The sequence below is a fragment of the Amycolatopsis sp. 3B14 genome (assembly GCF_050958625.1).
Taxonomy (GTDB): Bacteria; Actinomycetota; Actinomycetes; order Mycobacteriales; family Pseudonocardiaceae; genus Amycolatopsis_E; species Amycolatopsis_E thermoflava.
The window spans coordinates 344762-359570 of the sequence record NZ_JBHZEN010000023.1 but is presented as its reverse complement, the minus strand read 5'-3'; the positions used below and the strand labels follow the sequence as shown (position 1 = coordinate 359570).

Here is a 14809-nt window from a genome sequence, read left to right as displayed (position 1 = left end):
GCTACTCCTTGGTGTGGTTGGGTTTTCCAGGCCGGGGTGCGCGCACGAGGAGTGCCACGTTGAAGCCGCCGCGCCCGCGGGCCAGCACGAGCGCTGTGGTCAGCGCCGCGGGACGGGCCCGGCCGACGACGAGGTCGATCTCGTGGGCCGGGTCGGTGGCACCGACGTGCACGGTGGGCGGGATGGACTGGTCGCGCAGGCTCAGCAGGGCCGTGGCGGTGTCCAGGCCGCCGGCTCCCGCGTAGAGCCGTCCGGTGCCGGTTTTCGGTGCGGTGACCGGGATTCCGCCGGCACCGAACAGCGCGGTGATCGCCGCGGCCTCGCGCCGGTCGGCTCCCGGACGGCCGGCAGCGTCGGCGAAGACGACATCGACGTCGCCGGGTTCGAGCCCGGCGTCGGCGATGGCCTGCCGCGCGGCGCGCAACAGCCCGTCCGCGGCCGGGTCGCGCGGGTCCGGATCGAAGGTGGCCGCGTACCCGGCGATCTCGCCGAGCACCGGGGCGCCCCGGTCGCGCGCGAACCCGGCGTCCTCCACCACGAGGATGGCACCGCCCTCGGCGGGCACGTGACCGCCGGCCTCCCGCGTGAACGGCAGGTACGCCCGCTCCGGGTCGTGCGCGCCGCTGAGGTCGCCGGTGCTGAGCTGCCCGGCCAGACCGAGCGGGCACAGGGCGCTGTCCACTCCCCCGGTCACGACCGCTGGGGTGCCCTTGCGGATCTGCCGCCGGGCCACGCCGAGCGCGTCGAGGCCGCCCGCCTGGTCGGCGACGATCGTGGCTCCGGGCCCGCGCAGGCCGTGGCGGATCGAGATCTGACCGGTGTTGACGGCGTAGAACCACGCGAACGACTGGTAGGCGCTCACGTGCTGGCCGCCGAGCTGCCACAGGTGCTGCAGCTCGCGCTGCCCGAACTCGAACCCGCCCATCGTCGAGGCGGTGGCGATGCCGATGCCGAACTCGGGCGCCTCGTCGGCGGTGAGGCCGCTGCCGGACAGCGCTTCCGCCGCGGCGGCCAGGGACAGCCGGGTGCCGTGGTCGGTCTGCGGGAGCAGGCGGGACGGCACGTGCTCCGCCGGGACGAACCCGGGCACCTCGCCCGCCAGGCGCACCGGGTAGGGCGCCGGGTCGAACCGCGTGATCGGGCCGATCGCCGATTCTCCGGCGATCGTCGCGCGCCAGTACTCCTCCGCGCCGATGCCGGTCGGCGCGACGACGCCGATGCCGGTGACCACCGCGCTGGTCATGCCGCCGTCCTTTCCGGCGCGGTGAGCACCACGGCGCTCTGGAACCCGCCGAAGCCGCTGCCGACGCTCAGGACGGAGTCGACGGTCTGTTCGCGGGCGACCAGCGGTACGTAGTCCAGATCGCAGTCGGGGTCGGGCTCGTGCAGGTTCGCCGTGGGCGGGACGACGTCGTGCTCGATCGCCAGCGCGCAGGCGGCGAGTTCGAGGGCGCCGATGGCGCCCAGCGAGTGCCCGATCATCGACTTGATCGAGCTGACCGGCACGCGGTACGCGTGTTCGCCGAGGCTGCGCTTGAACGCCGCCGTCTCGTGGCGGTCGTTCTGCTTGGTGCTGGAGCCGTGCGCGTTGACGTAGTGCACGTCGGCCGGAGCGAGCCGGGCCTCGTCGAGCGCGAGCCGGATCGCTTCGGCCATCTCCACACCGTCGGTGCGCAGCCCGGTCATGTGGTAGGCGTTGCAGCGGCTGGCGAAACCGGACACCTCCGCGTAGATCCGCGCGCCGCGGCGACGGGCGTGCTCGGCCTCCTCCACGACCAGGACCGCCGCGCCCTCCCCGAGCACCAGCCCGTTGCGGGTGCGGTCGAACGGCCGGGAGGCGTGCTCGGCGTCGTCATTGCGCGGCGAGGTCGCCTTGATCGCGTCGAAACAGGCCAGGGTGATCGGGGAGATCGGCGCGTCGGTGCCGCCCGTGATCACGACGTCGGCGCTGCCCTCGCGGATCAGGTCGAGCGCGTGCCCGACCGCGTCCAGGCCCGAGGTGCAGCCGTCGGAGACCACCGACACCGGCCCACGCGCGCCGGTCAGCCGGGCCAGCTCGACGGCCATCGAGCTGGGCACGAAGTGGTCGTAGAGCTCGCGCACGGCGTAGTCCGGGTCGACCAGCCAGTCGCGGCCGCCGTCGGAGAGCACCACGTACTCGCGTTCCATCGCGGTGGTGCAGCCCACCGCGGTGCCCAGCGCAACGCCGGTCCGCTCGCCGGGCAGCGCACCGAACTCCAGCCCGCTGTCCTCCACGGCCTCCCGCGCGGCGACGACGGCGAACTGGGCTGCGCGGTCGAGACGCCGGATCTCCTGCGGCCCGAGCCCCGCGGCGGCCGGGTCGAAATCGACCTCCGCCGCGATCCGCGACCGGTAGGGCGAGGCGTCGAACAACGAGATCGGCGCCGTCGCGGACACACCGTCGGTCAGCTGCTTCCAGTAGGCCGGGACGCCGATGCCGCCGGGTGCGACGGCTCCGATCCCGGTGATGACTGCTCGTCTGGTCATGGCAGGAGTGCCTCACTGGTCGGGGTGGTGGTCGCGAAGATCTCCGCGACCGTGCTGGTGAACTTCGCGGCATCGCCCCCGGCCCGCGGCGGAAGCAGAGCCAGGACGCGGGAACCGGCCGCGGTGACCGCGGGGTGCCGGCGGGCCAGCGCCGTCAGGCTCTGGCCGGGACCGGTCTCCACGAACAGGTGCCTGCCGGACTCCGCCGCCGCGGTGAGCGCGCCGGCGAAGTACACCGGGCGCGCGGGCTGGGCGGCCCAGAACGCAGGATCGGTCGCCTCGGCCGCGGTCAGGAGCTTCCCGGTATAGCCGGAGTAGACCGGCACCTTCGGCGGGGCGAGCGGAAGCCGCCGCAACGTGGGCAATGCGCGGTCGGCGTAGGGCTCGAGAACGGGGCTGTGGAAGGGATTACGCGTACGCACCGGGCGGACGGTGATCTCGGCCGCACGCAGCCGACGCGCGGTGTTCGCCAGCGGCGCGGAGGGGCCGGCAAGCATGATCTGCCGGGCCGCGTTGACCGCACCCACGTGCACCTCGGCGTCCAGGTACGGGATGACCTCGGCGACCGACGCGGCGACGGCGAGCATCCCGCCCGGTGGCCCGTCCGCGAGTTGTGCCACCCGCTCGGCCAGTACCTCGGCGGCGTCGTGCAACCGGAACACCCCGGCGACCACCGCGGCGACGACCTCGCCGACGCTGTGGCCGACCAGTGCCACGGGCTCGATCCCCTCGCCACGCAGGGCAGTGGCCAGCGCGTAGCCGAGCGCGAAGAGCAGCGGCTGCGAGCGGCGCAGGTCGTCCAGGTCGATCTCCGGGTCCGTGCCGAGCCAATCCGACCGGATGCGCGCGCCTTCACCGCCCCACAGCGCGAAAACCTCGTCCACGGCCGCGCGGAAACCGTCGTGCGTGTGGTAGAGATCCACCGCCATCCCCGGATGTTGCGCGCCCTGGCCCGGTACCAGCAGGACGACCGATCGCGTCATGGCCACCTCCGTTTTTCCTTCCCGGTGACCGGATGCTGCCCGGCGCCGCTGGCGAATCGCTGGAGTCCGGGCCGGAAACGGATCAGCGCGCGTTCCACCCCGATTCCAGCGGGCAGCTCGACCATGGTCGGGCCGGCGGTGTCGCGCGATCCGCCACCGCCGGACAGGGCGGCCGACCCGGTCCGCCACGAGCCGCCGGCCGTTTTCGCCACGAACGAGCGCGGCCGGCGGCTGCCGCCACGAGAGACGGGAAGGGCACGTGCGGACCGAAGAACTCCACATCGCCGCGGTGGCGAGCGCGCTGCCGGATCGCGTGCACACCGCCGACGCACTCGCGTCCGGGCAGTGCGACCGGCGCGTCGCCGAGCAGACCGGCATCGTGTCGGTGTCGGTGTCCGAAACCGCTTCGGCCGCCGAACTGGCCGCCGAGGCCGCGGTCCGGGCGATGCGCCGATCCGGCGTGCCACCGGAGGACCTGCGCATCGTGCTGCACGCCGACGTGCACTACCAGGGCCACGACCTGTGGGCCCCGGCTTCGCACGTGCAGGACGCCGTCGGCGGGAGCCGGTGCCCCGCGGTGGAGATCCGGCAGCTGTCCAACGGCGGGATGGCCGGTCTCGAACTGGCGGCGCACGTGCTGCGCGGGCAGGACTCCCCCGCTGCCGCGCTGGTGACCACCGGCGACACCTTCGGGATGCCCGGGTTCGACCGGTGGCGCAGCGATCCGGGCACCGTCTACGGCGACGGCGGCACCGCCGCGGTCCTGACCAACCACGGCGGATTCGCGGTGGTGCGCAGCGTCGCGACGGTGTCCGACCCGACCCTGGAACGGATGCACCGCGGCGACGACCCGTTCGGGCGCATGCCTTTCAGCGTGCGCGCCCCGATGGATCTCGAGGTCCTCAAACGCGACTACCTGGCCTCCGCCGGTGTCGGCGCGGCGGTGCGCAAGGTCGTCGAGGGCCAGCGGGACGCGCTGACCACCGCGCTGAAGGACGCCGAGGCCGACCTGTCCGGCATCGACTGGTTCGTGCTGCCGCACTTCGGCCTGCGCCGCCTGACCGCCGGGTATCTCAAGGCCTGGGACATCGACCTGGACGCCACCACCTGGCCGTGGGGCCGCACGATCGGGCACCTCGGCGCGGGCGACCAGTTCGCCGGGCTGGAACAGCTCGTGCTCTCCGGGCGCGCCCGGCCCGGCCAGCGGCTGCTGTTCGCCGGGGTCGGTGCCGGGTTCAGCTGGTCGTGCGCCGTCGCCGAGCTGACCGCCGTGCCCGCGGAGTGGGAACCGGCGCCCCGCCACCAGCCAGACTCCAGCGGTTTTCGATCGGCCGAACCGAGGCTCGGCAGCCAGGACCACCCAGCCGGCTCTTGACAGACCGCGCTCAGCGAAGGACAGAACACATGCGAAAGATCGCGCACAGGCACACCGGCGCGCTCGCGCTGGCGGTCGCCGCGGCCTCGGCCCTGGCCGCGTGCTCGGCGAGTTCCACGGGCAGCACGGGCGACGCCGGCACCCCGCGTCCGGGCGGGACGCTCCGCTTCGGACTGGACTACACGCCCTCGTGCCTCGACCCGCAGCAGGCCGGGGAAGGCCCCAACCTCGAGGTCCTGGAGTCGCTGACCTACCAGGACCCGCGCTCGGGCGACATCGTGCCGTCACTGGCCTCGTCATGGGAGGTCAGTCCGGACGCGAAGAGCTTCACGTTCCACCTGCGCGAGGGCGTGACGTTCAGCGACGGCTCCGCGCTGGACGCGAGCGTGGTCAAGGACAACCTGGACGGGATCACGAAACTGGGCGCCACCGCGAGCAACTCCGGCGCCAACCTCGCCGGCGTCACCGCGGTCACCGCCCCCGACCCGCGCACGGTGGTCGTCACGTTCGGCGCACCGAACGCGCAGTTCCTCCAGGCCACCTCGACCCCGGCGCTGGCCGTGCTGTCGCGTGGCTCGCTCGCGGTGCCCGCGGCCGAGCGCTGCGCGGGCAAGATCGTCGGCACCGGCCCGTTCGTGCTGACCTCCTACACCGCCAAGCAGGAGATCGTGCTGTCCAAGCGCCAGGGCTACGCGTGGGGCCCGCCGTCGTGGCAGCACACCGGCGACGCCTACCTGGACCGCATCGAGATCAAGGTGCTGCCCGAGGCCGCCACCCGCACCGGCAGCCTGTCCTCCGGCCAGCTCGACGTGAGCAGCAACATCGCGCCCCAGGACGAGCCGCAGTTCGACGGCAACGGGTTCACCTTGCTCAGCCACAACAACCCCGGCGTGGTGCTGAGCCTCTACCCCAACGAGCGGCGCCCGGTGCTGCAGGACAAGACCGTGCGGCAGGCGCTGCAGAAGGCGGTCAACCGCCCCGAGGTGATCTCCACGTTCCTCAGCCCGCGGTACCGGGCGGCCACCAGCGTGCTGTCTTCGACCACGCCCGGCTACACCGACCTCGGCGCGGCACTGGCCTACGACCCCGACGGGGCGAAGGCGCTGCTGGACGCGGCGGGCTGGCGTCCCGGACCCGACGGTGTCCGCGTCCGCGACGGCGTCCGGCTGAGCCTGGACGTGATCTTCGGCAGGCCGCAGAGCCTGGAGCTGATCCAGCAACAGCTGAAGACCGTCGGCATCGAGCTGACCCTGCGGCAGCTGCAGATCTCCGAGCTGCAGTCCCAGTTCGCCGCGGGCAACTTCGACTTCTTCCTGCTCAACTCGACCCGCGCCGACCCGGACGTGCTGCGCACGCTGTTCGGCCGCGCGCAGCTGACAGATGCGGACCCGCTCAAGGCGGCGCTGGCCACGCAGGCCGGGTCGCTGGACCCGCAGGTGCGGCAGCGGGCCGCGGCCGACGCCCAGCGCAGCCTCGTGGAGGACGCGCACGTCATCCCGGTCAACGAGCAGGCGCTGGTCATCGGGGTGAGCGACAAGGTGCACGGGATCGGGTTCACCGCGACCTCGGGCGTCTCGTTCTACGACGCCTGGCTGTCCTGACATGCCGGGCGTTCTGTCCCGGGCGCTGCGCCGCGCCGGTCAGGCGGTGTTCGTCGTGTGGGCGGCGTTCACCGGCGCGTTCGTCGCGCTGTACCTGCTGCCCAGCGACCCGGTCACGCTGATGCTCGCGCAGAAGGCCGGTGGTGACACGGCCGTGATCGACCCGGCGCAGGCCGCGCAGCTGCGCAGCGCCTACGGCTTCGACCGGCCGCTGTGGGAGCAGTACCTGACGCTGCTGGGCCGGGCGGTCACCGGTGACTTCGGTGCCTCGGTGCAGACCGGGGAACCGGTGCGGGGCCTGGTCCTGGGGGCCCTGCCGCAGACCGCGGGCCTGGCCGCGTTCGCGATGCTGCTGGCGCTGGGCGCCGGTGTCGCGCTCACCCTGCTCGCCGGACTGACCCGCAACGGGTTCCTCCGGCAGGTCCTGGAGTCCGTGCCGGCGGCGGGTGTGTCGATCCCGTCGTTCTGGCTCGGCCTGCTGTTGCTGCAGCTGCTGGCGTTCCACTGGTCGCTGTTCCCGGCGACCGGCGGGGACGGGTTCGCGAGCCTGGTGCTGCCCGCGATCACGCTCGCGGTGCCGACCGCGGCGATCGTCGCGCAGGTGCTGGGCCGGAGCCTGCGGGAGACCCTGGCGCAGCCCTACGTCCAGCTGGCGCAGGCCAAGGGCGCGAGCCGGGTGTGGATCCTGTTCCGCCACGCGCTGCGCAACGCGAGCCTGCCCGCGGTGACGATCACCGGGATCCTGGTCGGCAACCTGCTCGGCGGGGCCGTGGTGGTGGAGACCGTGTTCGGGCGCCACGCGCTCGGCGCGGTCACCGTGGACGCGGTGTCCAACCAGGACCTGCCCGTCGTGCTGGGCCTGGTCGTGCTCGCGGCGGTGGTCTACGTCGTGGTCAGCCTCGTGGTGGAGGCGATCTACCCGCTGCTGGACCCGCGCGTCCGCCCGGTGGTGAGGTCGCGGTGACCGCCCTGGCCGCAACCCGGTCCCGGTCCCGGCTGCGCGCGCTGGCGCGGCAACCCGGTCTGGTCCTGTCGGTGCTCGTGCTGCTGGTGGTGGTCGCATGGGCGCTGGCGCCGCGGCTGTTCACCGCGCAGGACCCGATCCAGGGCGTCGCCGCGCAGCGGCTGCGGCCGCCCAGCGCGGAGCACTGGTTCGGCACCGACTACCTCGGCCGCGACCTCTACGCGCGGGTCGTGCACGGCGCGGCGCTCTCACTCAGCGCGACCGTGGTCGCGGTCGGAGTCGCACTGGTCGCAGGCGCGGTGATCGGCGCCCTCGCCGGCTACGCCGGCGGCTGGCTGGACGGCGCGCTGATGCGGTTGATGGACGTGCTGCTCGCGATCCCCGGCCTGCTGCTGGCCCTCGCGCTGGTGACCGCACTGGGGTTCGGTGTGCTGCAGGTCGCGGTGGCGGTGGGTGTGGTGAGCGTGGCGAACTTCGCGCGGGTGACCCGGGCCGAGGTGCTCACGGTGCGCCACGCCGACTTCGTCACCGCGGCCCGTGGCGGCGGGGTGCGCGGCCCCGGTGTGCTGGTGACGCACGTGCTGCCGAACTCGGCCGGTCCGGTGCTGTCGCTGGCCGCACTGGACATCGGTTCGATCCTGCTGACCGTGTCGGCGCTGAGCTTCCTCGGCTTCGGCGCCGCGCCGCCGACCCCGGAGTGGGGCGCGCTGGTGGCCGGCGGCCGCGACTACCTGCGCGCGGCGTGGTGGCTCACGACCTTCCCCGGGCTGGTGATCGCTGTGGTGGTGCTGTCCACCAACCGCGTCGCCCGGGCACTGGAACGACGGCGACGGGAGTCCTGGTGACGCTGTTGCGTGTGGACGATCTGCGCGTCGCCTACGGCGGCGCCGAGGCGGTGCGGGGCGTGGACTTCACTGTCGCCCGCGGCGAGACCGTCGCGCTGGTGGGCGAGTCGGGCTCCGGCAAGAGCACCGTCGCGCACGCCGTGCTGCGGTTGCTGCCCCCGGGTGGCCGGATCACCGGCGGGACCATCTCCCTCGGGGACGAGGAGCTGACCCGGGCGGCGGAGTCGCGCATGCGGCAGCTGCGCGGCTCCCGGGTGGCCCTCGTCCCGCAGGACCCGCTGGCCTATCTCAACCCGGTCAAGCGGATCGGTGAACAGGTCGCCGAGGTGCGCCGGATCCACCGCCTCGCCGCGGGGGAACGGGCCGCGGCGGATGCGGTGAAGCTGCTGACCACCGCCGGTCTGCCGGACGCGGCGAAACTGGCCCGGCGCTACCCGCACGAGCTCTCCGGCGGAATGCGGCAGCGCGTGCTGATCGCGATCGCCCTGGCCGCCGAGCCCGCACTGATCGTGGCCGACGAGCCGACGAGCGCGCTGGACGCGACGGTGCAGCGGGTGATCCTCGACCACCTCGGCGGCCTGAGCCGGGAGCTGGGCATCGCGGTGCTGCTCATCACCCACGACCTCGCCGTCGCCGCGGAGCGGGCGGACCGGGTGCTCGTGATGCGCGCGGGCGAGATCGTGGAGCACGGCCCGGCGGGACGGATCCTCAGTCGTCCCGCGCACGACTACACGCGGGCGCTGGTCGCGAGCGTCCCCGGTGGGCGGGCGCCCGAACCACCCGCCACGGATCGCTCGCACCCGCTCGTCGAGGTGGAGCAGCTGCGCCGCGGCTTCCCTGGCCAGGAGACCCCCGCGGTGGACGGGGTGACCCTGGCGGTCGCTCCGGGCCAGGCGCTCGGTCTGGTCGGCGAGTCCGGGTCCGGCAAGTCCACGGTGGCGCGCCTGATCGCGTGCCTGGACCGCCCGTCGGCGGGCCGGGTGGTGCTCGACGGGACGGACACGGCGACGGCGAGCGGAGGCCGTCTGCGGGCGCTGCGCCGGACGGTGCAGCTGATCCAGCAGAGCCCCTACACGGCGCTGGATCCACGGTTCAGCGCCGGGCGCAGCGTCGCGGAACCGTTGCGGGCCTTCGGGATCGGCGACCGCCGGTCCCGGCGAGCCCGGGTGGCCGAGCTGTTCGACCTGGTCCGGTTGCCGCGCGACCTGCTCACCCGCAGACCCGGCGAGTTGTCCGGTGGGCAGCGGCAGCGGGTGGCGATCGCCAGGGCGCTCGCGCTCGAGCCGCGGCTGCTGGTGTGCGACGAACCGGTGTCCGCGCTGGACGTCACCGTGCAGAGCGCGATCCTCGACCTGCTGGCCGAGCTGCGCGCCGAGTTCGGCCTGGCGTACGTGTTCATCTCCCACGACCTCGCCGTGGTGCGCCAGCTGTGCGACCGGGTCGCCGTCATGCGCCGGGGCCGGATCGTCGAGGCCGGCGCCACCGAAGCCCTGTTCACGAACCCGGGCCACGACTACACGCGCGAGTTGCTGGACGCGATCCCGAAGGCGGCGACGGCTTCGAGAGCGACTCCAGACAGCCTGTACCCGGCGGGCACACGCTGAGGGCGAAACCGTCGTCTCACCGAAGGAGCTGGACCACAGTGAGCTATTCCCCGAAGGTGGCGTTCGTGACCGGCGCGACCAGCGGCATCGGCCTCGCCGTCACCCGGACGCTGGCGGAGCGGGGCGTCTCCGTCTTCGGAGTCGCCCGCGACGCTGGCAACGTCGCGACGGTGGTGGAGAAGTTGCGCGGCGAGGGGCTGGAGGTCTCCGGCACCACCGCGGACGTGACCTCGGCCGAGGACATCCGCCGCGCGGTCACCGCCGCCACGGAGCAGTACGGCCGGATCGACGTGCTGGTCAACAACGCCGGGCGCAACGGCGGCGGCGAGACCGCAACGATCGCCGACGAGCTGTGGCTCGACGTGATCGACACCAACCTCACCAGCGTGTTCCGCGTGACGAAGGAGGTCCTGACCACCGGGCGGCTGCTGGAGGGGCCGGCCGGCCGCATCGTGAACATCGCCTCGACCGGCGGCAAACAGGGCGTGGTGCTCGGCGCGCCGTACTCCGCGTCCAAGCACGGCGTCGTGGGGTTCACCAAAGCGGTCGGACTGGAGCTGGCCAAGACCGGCATCACGGTCAACGCGGTGTGCCCCGGTTACGTGGAAACCCCGCTGGCGCAACGGGTCCGGCAGGGTTACGCCGCGCACTGGGAGGTGTCCGAAGACGACGTTCTCGAGAAGTTCCAGGCCAAGATCCCGCTCGGCCGCTACGCCACGGCCGACGAGGTCGCCGGCCTGGTCGGCTACCTCGTCTCCGACGTGGCCGCCTCCATCACCGCGCAGGCGCTCAACGTGTGCGGCGGGCTGGGCAACTACTGAACCACGACACCAAGGGAGCAACGATGCCGACACCGGCACTCCATCACACCCACCACACGGTGGCGATCGCGGCGCCACCACGGGTGGTCTACGACCTGGTCGCGGACACCTCCGGCTGGCCGCACACCTTCTCCCCCACCGTGCACGTCGAGAAACTCGGCGGCGACGACCGCACCGAGCTGCTGCGGATCTGGGCCTTCGCCAACGGCGAGGTGCGTGACTGGACCTCGCGGCGGGAGCTCGACCCGGTCGCGCTGCGCGTCGCCTTCCGCCAGGAGGTCAGCTCACCGCCGGTGCTGGGCATGGGCGGCGAGTGGCTCATCGGCGACGGCGGCGACGGCACGACGCTGGTCGAGTTCCGGCACGACTTCTCCGTCGAGAACGACGACCCCGCCCACGTGGAGTGGGTCACCGCGGCGATCGACCGCAACACCGGGGCCGAGCTGGCCGCCCTGCGCGCGGCGGCCGAGCTCGGCGAGCGGCGGGCGGAGCTGGTGTTCTCGTTCGAGGACTCGGTGACCGTGCGCGGATCGCTGGCCGAGGTCTACGACTTCGTGTACCGCGCGGACCTGTGGGAGCAACGCCTGCCCCACGTCGCCCGGCTCGCGTTCACCGAGGACACCGGTGGCGTGCAGACGATCGACATGGACACCCGCTCGGCCGACGGTTCGGTGCACACCACCAAGTCGGTCCGCGTGTGCTTCCCCGGCGAGAGCATCGTCTACAAGCAGACCACGGTCCCGCCGATCATGTCCGCCCACACCGGACGGTGGCGGTTCGCCGAGACCGGCGACGGGGTCCAGGCCACCTCGCGGCACACCGTCGTCCTCCGGCCGGAGAAGGTCACCGAGATACTGGGACCGCAGGCCACGCTCGCGTCGGCGCGCCGGACGGTGCGCGAGGCGCTGGGCACCAACAGCCTGGCCACCCTCAACCTGGCCAAGCAGAACGTGGAGGCGAGCCGTGTCTGATCTGCCCGCGGCCGGGACAGCGCGGTCCGCCGCGCGCCTGCACGCCGAGTGGACCGAGTTCCGCCGTGCCTGGCTGGACTTCCTGAGCGAGCCCTACGGCCTGCTCTCCCCCGTCGGCCTGTACTGGCTCGGCGACCGCCCCGAGAGCTTCGACGACGTGCCCGGCTCATGGTGGGTCGAGGACTCGCGGCGCATCCTGGTGCGGGCCGCCGCCGGGGACGGCCTGGTGGTCGACGAGCGGCCGGTCGACGGGGTCGCCGAGGTCTTCGACGTCGCGCGCCCGCGCGACATCCGCGCGGTGCGCCACGGCGACGTGGTGATCAGCCCGGTGCTGTTCCCCGCACAGACGTCCCAGCCCGTGCAGCTGGGGATCCAGCCGCGCGACCCGTACGTGGCGAGCAGGCGGTTCGAGCTGGGGATCCCGACCTACCCGTTCGATCCGAAGTGGATCGTCCCGGCGCGGTACGAGCCCTACGAGGGCCGCCGCCCGGTGGTGCTGCGGTCGGTGGTCGAGAACAAGGTCAAGGACCTGGGGATCTTCGGACGGGTGGTGTTCGAGCTGGCCGACGGGGAACACGCACTGGAGGTCTACGCCGGACCGGAGCACGAGCTGCACATCCCGTTCCGGGACCGCACCAGCGGGGTCACCACGTTCGCCGGGGCACGGCTGGTGTTCGCGCCGCGGCCGGCCAGCGCGAACGGCGGCGCGTTCGAGTTCGAGCTGGACTTCAACCGCACGGTCAACGGGCCGTGCGGGTTCTCGCCGTACACCACGTGCGCGCTTCCCCCGCCGGGCAACACGCTCCCGGTCGCGGTCGAGGCCGGTGAGCAGCTGCCGCTGTGGATGGAGCAGCCGTCGGCCTGGGCTCGCTGAGCCGCTTGCCAAGAAGGGGTGCCTCGTTCGACGAACGAGGCACCCCTTCCTTCTTCGCGGTGCGTGGGGCGCCGGGGCGCCCCACGACCCCCAGCATCACCCGGCCGCGGACCGCGGCTTCCCCGGAGCGGCCGCCGCGGCGGCGAGCGCCACCACCGCGATGATCGCCGCGATGGCCAGTGCCAGCACATACCCCGACTCCGGGCTCCGGGCGCCCGCGGCGACGGCGGCCAGCGCGGCGAGGCCGATCGCGCCACCGAGCTGGCGCGTGGCGTTGATCAGCCCGGACGCGAGACCGGCCTGGTTCATCGGCAGGCCCGCGGTCCCGGCCATCGTCGCCGAGGCCATCACCGCGCCCTGCCCGATGCCGACGACGACCGTCGGTCCGAGCACTCCCCCGGCGAACGTCGACGTGGTGGTCAGCAATGCCAGCCAGCCCAGCCCGATCGCGGTCAGCGCGAGCCCGCCCAGCAGCAGGGTCCGCGGTCCCCATTTCGGCAGCAGTTTCGCCGATCCGCGCGCCGACACCGTGAGAGCCGCGGCGAGCGGCAGGTAGGCCAGTCCGGCCGCGACCGGCCCGTACCCGAGCACCTGCTGGAGGAACAGCGTGAGGAAGTAGAACATCGCGAACAGCGCCGCACCGCTGGCGAACACGACGAGGTTCGCCGCCACCACGTTGCGGTGCCGGAAGATGCCCAGCGGCAGCAGCGGATCCTTGGCCAGCCGCGCCTGGTCGAGCACGAAGAAGGCGAGGACCACCACACCGCCGCCGAGCGCGACGAGCGTGTGCACCGAGGCCCAGCCGTGGGCCTCGGTGCCGACGATCCCGTAGACCAGGGCCATCACACCGACCGTCGCGGACAGGCCGCCCCACACGTCGAGCGTGCGGCCGCGCCGCCCCGTGTCCACATCGGACACCACGCGGGCCGCGAGCACGAGCAGCACCACGCCGATCGGCACGTTGATGAACAGGATCCACCGCCACGACAGCAGACCCGTCAGCAGACCGCCCGCCAGCGACCCGACCGCGCCACCGGCGCCGACCACGCCGCCCCAGATGCCGAAGGCCCGCGCCCGGGTCTCCGGGGTGGTGAACGTCGTGGCCAGCACGGTGAGGGTCGCCGGCGCGACCACGGCCGCGCCGAGGCCCTGGATCGCCCGGGCGACGACGAGCAGGGTCGCGGAGTTCGCGAGCCCGCCCAGGAGGCTGGCCGCGGTGAACACGGCGATGCCGGTGAGGAACGTGCGCCGCCTGCCGAACAGGTCGGCGAGCCTGCCGCCCAAGAGCAGGAACCCGGCGAACGCGATCGTGTAGGCGTTGACCACCCATTGCAGGCCGGGCGCGTCGAAGCCCAGGCTCGTGCGGATGGTGGGCAGCGCGACGTTCACGATCGACACGTCGAGCACGACCATGAACTGCGCCGCGCAGCACACAGCGAGGATCAGGCCGGTCGCCTGGCGGGCCGGTGCGGGTGGGGACGACGTACTGGTCTCCGAGGTCACGGAAGCTCCTTGGACGAGGATTCAACGGAACGGAGCATACCGTTCCGTATGCCTCGCTGTCGATCGAACGGAACGATCCGCTCCTGTAGACTCCGCGGCGTGGCAACCGTGGCTCGCAAACCGTCCGCCGGTGGCCGGCGCGCCGAGGCGGAACGCAACGACGTGACCGTGCTCGCCGCGGCCCGCGACGTGTTCATCGAACACGGCTGGGACGCCCCAGTCTCCGCGGTGGCCGCCCGGGCCGGCGTCGGCATGGGCAGCATCTACCGCCGCTACCCCAGCAAGACCGACCTGCTCCGGGAGATGTGCCTCGGCGCGATGCGGCGCGCCACCGAGGAGGCCCGCGCGGCGCGGGACGAGGAGCCCGACGGCTGGTCGGCGCTGCGCCGGTTCATGCGCTGCATGGTCGAAGCGCGCTCGTGCTCGTTGTTCGTGCTGATCGGCAATTCCGTTGACGGCGGCGAGATCGCCGAGGCGGTGGCGGGTCTGCGCGCCGAGATGGACGCGCTGGTCGACGCCGCGCACCGGCAGGGCGCACTGCGCGACGGCGTCACCTCCGCCGACATCTACCTGCTGCTGACGCAGCTGCGCTCGGCGCCGAGCATCGACGCGGCCCGGGCCGGCGAGCTGCAGCTGCGGTTCCTCGACGTGATCCTGGACGGGCTCGCCGCCCCCGGCGCCACCACGCTGACCGGCGGCGCGGCGACCTGGCCGGAGCTCGTCTTCCGGGACGCCCCCGAGCTGAGTTGACTCAGAGCTG

At 73.2% G+C, this 14809-nt stretch carries 13 protein-coding genes; 9 read left to right on the top strand and 4 right to left on the bottom strand.

The features are described from left to right. Nucleotide 1 precedes the first annotated feature (1 nt). From ACCP09_RS14630 to ACCP09_RS14620, 3 genes are read right to left on the bottom strand one after another with little or no spacing between them, the layout of a single operon-like run. A complete protein-coding gene (locus tag ACCP09_RS14630) occupies nt 2–1243 on the bottom strand; it encodes a ketosynthase chain-length factor (RefSeq protein WP_433746879.1) in 1242 nt (413 codons plus the stop codon). Further along, a complete protein-coding gene (locus ACCP09_RS14625) occupies nt 1240–2508 on the bottom strand; it encodes a beta-ketoacyl-[acyl-carrier-protein] synthase family protein (protein WP_027929273.1) in 1269 nt (422 codons plus the stop codon). The genes ACCP09_RS14630 and ACCP09_RS14625 overlap by 4 nt, the downstream gene beginning before the upstream one ends. Continuing rightward, nucleotides 2505–3491: an acyltransferase domain-containing protein gene (locus ACCP09_RS14620; RefSeq protein ID WP_433746875.1), complete on the bottom strand. Its 987-nt coding sequence runs from the start codon at nt 3489–3491 to the stop codon at nt 2505–2507. The genes ACCP09_RS14625 and ACCP09_RS14620 overlap by 4 nt, the downstream gene beginning before the upstream one ends. A gap of 259 nt (nt 3492–3750) precedes the next feature. On the opposite strand from ACCP09_RS14620, the gene ACCP09_RS14615 reads away from it, so the two are divergent. From ACCP09_RS14615 to ACCP09_RS14580, 8 genes are read left to right on the top strand one after another with little or no spacing between them, the layout of a single operon-like run. Then, nucleotides 3751–4866, top strand: coding sequence for a ketoacyl-ACP synthase III family protein (locus ACCP09_RS14615; protein ID WP_433746872.1), 1116 nt, complete (start codon nt 3751–3753; stop codon nt 4864–4866). Between the two features lie 29 nt (nt 4867–4895). Beyond that, on the top strand, nt 4896–6467 hold the full coding sequence (locus tag ACCP09_RS14610; protein WP_433746869.1) for an ABC transporter substrate-binding protein: 1572 nt from the start codon (nt 4896–4898) through the stop codon (nt 6465–6467). 1 nt (nt 6468) lies between these two features. After that, entirely contained in the window at nt 6469–7431 is a 963-nt protein-coding gene (locus ACCP09_RS14605; protein WP_433746866.1) for an ABC transporter permease, read from the top strand. Between the two features lie 5 nt (nt 7432–7436). Then, nucleotides 7437–8276 (top strand): ABC transporter permease, encoded by an 840-nt coding sequence (locus tag ACCP09_RS14600; RefSeq protein WP_433747069.1) that lies wholly within the window; start codon nt 7437–7439, stop codon nt 8274–8276. After that, the gene (locus ACCP09_RS14595) at nt 8270–9880 is read left to right on the top strand and encodes a dipeptide ABC transporter ATP-binding protein (protein ID WP_433747066.1); all 1611 of its coding nucleotides are present in this window, start codon (nt 8270–8272) and stop codon (nt 9878–9880) included. The genes ACCP09_RS14600 and ACCP09_RS14595 overlap by 7 nt, the downstream gene beginning before the upstream one ends. A gap of 38 nt (nt 9881–9918) precedes the next feature. Continuing rightward, entirely contained in the window at nt 9919–10701 is a 783-nt protein-coding gene (locus ACCP09_RS14590) for an SDR family NAD(P)-dependent oxidoreductase (protein ID WP_433746863.1), read from the top strand. Between the two features lie 23 nt (nt 10702–10724). After that, nucleotides 10725–11672, top strand: coding sequence for an aromatase/cyclase (locus ACCP09_RS14585; protein ID WP_433746860.1), 948 nt, complete (start codon nt 10725–10727; stop codon nt 11670–11672). Beyond that, complete coding sequence (locus tag ACCP09_RS14580; RefSeq protein ID WP_378365852.1) at nt 11665–12546, top strand: DUF1684 domain-containing protein; 882 nt, start codon at nt 11665–11667, stop codon at nt 12544–12546. The genes ACCP09_RS14585 and ACCP09_RS14580 overlap by 8 nt, the downstream gene beginning before the upstream one ends. Nucleotides 12547–12642: 96 nt before the next feature. Here ACCP09_RS14580 and ACCP09_RS14575 read toward each other — a convergent pair whose 3' ends face one another. Then, nucleotides 12643–14049, bottom strand: coding sequence for an MFS transporter (locus ACCP09_RS14575; protein ID WP_378336128.1), 1407 nt, complete (start codon nt 14047–14049; stop codon nt 12643–12645). 99 nt (nt 14050–14148) lie between these two features. Here ACCP09_RS14575 and ACCP09_RS14570 point away from each other — a divergent pair, with 99 nt between their 5' ends. Further along, on the top strand, nt 14149–14799 hold the full coding sequence (locus ACCP09_RS14570; RefSeq protein ID WP_027929268.1) for a TetR/AcrR family transcriptional regulator: 651 nt from the start codon (nt 14149–14151) through the stop codon (nt 14797–14799). Nucleotides 14800–14809 lie beyond the last annotated feature (10 nt).

Bases quoted from the DNA above. Each gene is read 5' to 3' on its own strand.
- ACCP09_RS14630 (WP_433746879.1), bottom strand. From the start codon at position 1,243: ATGACCAGCGCGGTGGTCACCGGCATCGGCGTCGTCGCGCCGACCGGC.
- ACCP09_RS14605 (WP_433746866.1), top strand. From the start codon at position 6,469: ATGCCGGGCGTTCTGTCCCGGGCGCTGCGCCGCGCCGGTCAGGCGGTG.
- ACCP09_RS14610 (WP_433746869.1), top strand. From the start codon at position 4,896: ATGCGAAAGATCGCGCACAGGCACACCGGCGCGCTCGCGCTGGCGGTC.
- ACCP09_RS14585 (WP_433746860.1), top strand. From the start codon at position 10,725: ATGCCGACACCGGCACTCCATCACACCCACCACACGGTGGCGATCGCG.
- ACCP09_RS14620 (WP_433746875.1), bottom strand. From the start codon at position 3,491: ATGACGCGATCGGTCGTCCTGCTGGTACCGGGCCAGGGCGCGCAACAT.
- ACCP09_RS14625 (WP_027929273.1), bottom strand. From the start codon at position 2,508: ATGACCAGACGAGCAGTCATCACCGGGATCGGAGCCGTCGCACCCGGC.